Origin of the sequence: Streptomyces sp. NPDC051677, from assembly GCF_044453465.1 — a bacterium.
In the GTDB taxonomy this organism is placed as follows: Bacteria; Actinomycetota; Actinomycetes; order Streptomycetales; family Streptomycetaceae; genus Streptomyces.
The window spans coordinates 1-3,510 of the sequence record NZ_JBITCT010000130.1 but is presented as its reverse complement, the minus strand read 5'-3'; the positions used below and the strand labels follow the sequence as shown (position 1 = coordinate 3,510).

Genomic DNA, 3,510 nt, shown 5'->3' with positions numbered 1-3,510 from the left:
GCACTGCGTCCCCCACCCGCCCGAACCGGGATGTCCCCTCCAAGGACGGGCTAGCACGACACTCCGGACGAAACGTGATCACGCAACGGCCCCTGGGGGGTGAGGGGCCACGCGTTTCCCGGACAGGCTTCTGGCCGTTCATTTCACGCGGCGATTCGCAACATCTCGTACTCGGTGTGGACTTCGCGCGGAGGGCGGTAACCCACCGCCGAATGGAGACGTTTGCGATTGTACCAGAATTCGATGTAGCGAGTGATGTTTTGCCGGGCGGCCTCGCGGGTCAGGTAAATCACCCTCGATACACGCTCGTTCTTCAGGGCGCCGAAGAATGATTCGGCCATGGCGTTGTCGAAACAGATCCCGGTGCGACCGGAAGACCTGCGGAGTCCGAACTGGTCGAGCGTCTTCCCGAACTCGGCTGACATGTAGTTACTTCCGCGGTCGGAGTGAAATATGGCACCGGCCGAGAGCTGCCTGTTCCGTGCCGCGTTGCGAATTGCCCTGGATATCAGTGGAGTTTGATAGTTGTCGTCCATCGCATAGCCGATAACTTCCTTCGTGCAGCAGTCGATGACCGTTGCGAGGTACAGCCAGCCTTCCCCGGTTGCGATATAAGTAATGTCGCCGACGAGCTTTTTTCCGGGCGCGTCCGCAGTGAAGTCGCGGCCGACGAGGTCCGGCACCTCGCCGGCCGCAGCCCGAGTGAGGCTGAACCTCTTCGGCCGTGGCAGGCAGGGAACCAGACCCAGTTCGCGCATGAGGCGGCGGACCAGCTCCACGCCCGCGGCGACGCCCCAGCGGTGCAGCTGAGCCTGGATGCGCCGGTGCCCGTAGGTGCTGTCGGACATGTCGAAGGCTTTCTCGATGAGCAATTTGAGTTCTTCACGCCGCTGAGCTGTCGCGGATTCCGGGCGAGATCTCCAGTCGTAGTAGCCGGATCTGGAGACGCCGAGTCGACCGCACATGAACTCGACGCTGTATGCGTACTTCTCGGTGTCGAGTCGCATCTCGTCGATGAACTCGTACTTGCTTGCTACCGGGGATCCTTCGCGAAGTACGCTGCGGGTCGGGTGGCCCGGGGTGATTTCACCCCCGGGCTCCCACAGATCCCGGCGTGACAGTCTCCCGTCACCGGGCTCCTATTATCCTGGTCACCAGATCGAGTGGACCCATTTCCAGTGGGCGAAGAAGAGCGGGTACGCGTGGTGACCTGCTTCCATCGCCGGTGAAAATTCTTGAAGGTCTTCAGCCGTCGGTATTTCTTACGGACCCAGCGCATCAGGTAGTAGTTGATGCGCTTGAGGAGGGGATACAGCTCGGTGCGATAGAAGGCACCGTAGTACTGCATCCAGCCGCGGATGATGGGGTTGAGCCATCGCGCGAACTCGCCGAGGGTGTAGCCGATGTGCATATGGAGACGCCAGGAACGGACCTCCACGCTCATCTTCTTGAGGGCGTCCTTGCTGGGCGCCGGAAGGAATGAAGTGAAGATCTTTCCGTTCCGGCCTCGCGCTGGGCGACGCTGGAACGTGAAACCGAGGAAGGTGAACGACGTTGCCGCGACCCCGTCGTGGCGCCCATCCCTTCCGCAGTACACGATCCGGGTCTTGGCCGGGTGCAGTTGCAGACCGACCTCTTCCATCCTGTCCCCGATCGCCTTCAGGACCGCACGGGCCCGGCGTTCGGAGTCGCAGTGCACGACTGCGTCATCCGCATAGCGTTCAAACTCGACGTCCGGAAAGTTCCGGGAGAGCCACAGATCGAACGCATAGTGCAGAAACAGATTCGCCAACACGGGAGAAACCGCCGATCCCTGTGGGGTTCCGCGATCTCGCTGCCGCAAGGTGCCGTCGGGAAGTTGCAGTGGAGCGGCAAGCCACCGCTTCACATACAACACGACCCACGCGGCATCGGTATGGGCGGATCCGTACTTCGCGACGATCGTGAAGTCTTCGTCGTGCAGTAGCGGACCGCGCTGAGCGGGCTTCCCCTTGCTCATATAGCGAGCGCACCGATCCCGGATCACGTCCCTGGGCACGAACAGACCGATGGCTCCATTGACCGCGCGGCGATTCCGAGTGATCTTCGTGTCGCCGTGCTGGGCCTTGATCTCGTAACCGAGGAAGCGCGCCGCCTGGCTGGTTGCGTGCGTGACCAAGGTTTTAGGTTCGGACAGTTCCAGCCTGAGTTCATCACGCAGGAACTCCCGGATCCGTTCCTTGATCTCCTCGGCCTCGTGCTTGGGACCGGCGAACCCGAGCAGGAAGTCGTCGCAATACCTCACGTATCGGAGCCGTCGATAGCCGGGATCGTCGGGGTCCTGGCTCGGCAGGGTGCGGCGTTCGCGCCGTAACGCGCGCACCGCCGCCCGATCGCCGTGCCGCTTGACCCTCGCGATCCGGTTCTCAACGTCCTGGTACGCGGGGTTCTTGCCCCGCCGCTTGCCCCGGTCGTAATCCGGTATCAACTGCCGTTCAACGAACTGGTCGAACCGGTCCAGATAAATATTGGAGAGGATCGGTGATGCGATACCGCCCTGCGGATAGCCGCTGAGCGTGTCGTTCCACCGCCAGTCCTCCAGATATCCGGCCTTGAGCATCCGGTCGATCAGTTGCAGGAACCGCCCATCGTGGATCCTTTCCGCCAGCGTCGAGAGCATGACCGAATGGTCAAGGCTCCCAAAGCAGTTGGAAATGTCGCCATCGACGAACCAGTGTGTTCCTTTCCAGACCGACACCACCTCATCCAGCGCGGTGTGACAGCCCCGCTTGGGGCGGAAACCGTGGGAGCGATCGGAGAACTGAACGTCGTAGTACGCCTCAAGAAGCAGACGCACCACTTCCGCGACCAGCTTGTCCGACCACGGAGGCATGCCTAAAGGGCGCCTCCCGATCTTCTTCGGGACATACACCCTCCTGGCCGGAGACCACCGGTAGGACTCCGTACGCAGAGCCTTGATGATCCTTTCAATCTTGGCCAGTGACATGCCGTCAACAGTTTCTCTGGTGACCCCTGGCGTCATCGAACCCTTGTTGGAGTAGATACGCCCGTAGGCCAGAAGGAACAATTCCTCGTTGAACAGCTGCCGGTATAACCTTTCCAACGGCAGACCACGCCTGCCGCGTTCCCGGATGGCGTTCAGCACGGTTTCAGCTGTCTGCATTGCGCATCCCTCCCCGTCTGAACTTCCTGACTACCTGTGCCCCTTCGCCCTCATTCCGGCTTTCCCGGACCTCATGGCCGGTCATTACTCCGGCGACTACTATGGGCACTCCGTCGCCATAGGGCTCGCGCCCCTTAGGCGATCCCGTGGTACGTCTTCGCTGTACGTATCGAGCACGACGTAGGCCGCCCACTCATCTCCTTGACCGCCCTCACTGGGCGGTGACCCATGCCATGGAAGTTGCCCGGTCTCACGGTGAGGTTCCCCCGAGATGCGGAGTGTGTTGACAGAGGGTCAGATGGTTCTCATGAGAGGAACATCGACCATGGCCGCCCCCAGAAAGTACT

Annotated in this window: 2 protein-coding genes; both read right to left on the bottom strand. The window is 61.4% G+C overall.

What is annotated here, in order from left to right; all coding sequences use genetic code 11:
- Window positions 1-143 precede the first annotated feature (143 nt).
- Complete coding sequence (locus ACIBAF_RS49135; protein ID WP_399473370.1) at window positions 144-1,007, bottom strand: IS3 family transposase; 864 nt, start codon at window positions 1,005-1,007, stop codon at window positions 144-146.
- Window positions 1,008-1,033: 26 nt separating this feature from the next.
- A complete protein-coding gene (locus ACIBAF_RS49130; RefSeq protein WP_399473368.1) occupies window positions 1,034-3,163 on the bottom strand; it encodes a reverse transcriptase domain-containing protein in 2,130 nt (709 codons plus the stop codon).
- Window positions 3,164-3,510: the final 347 nt, after the last annotated feature.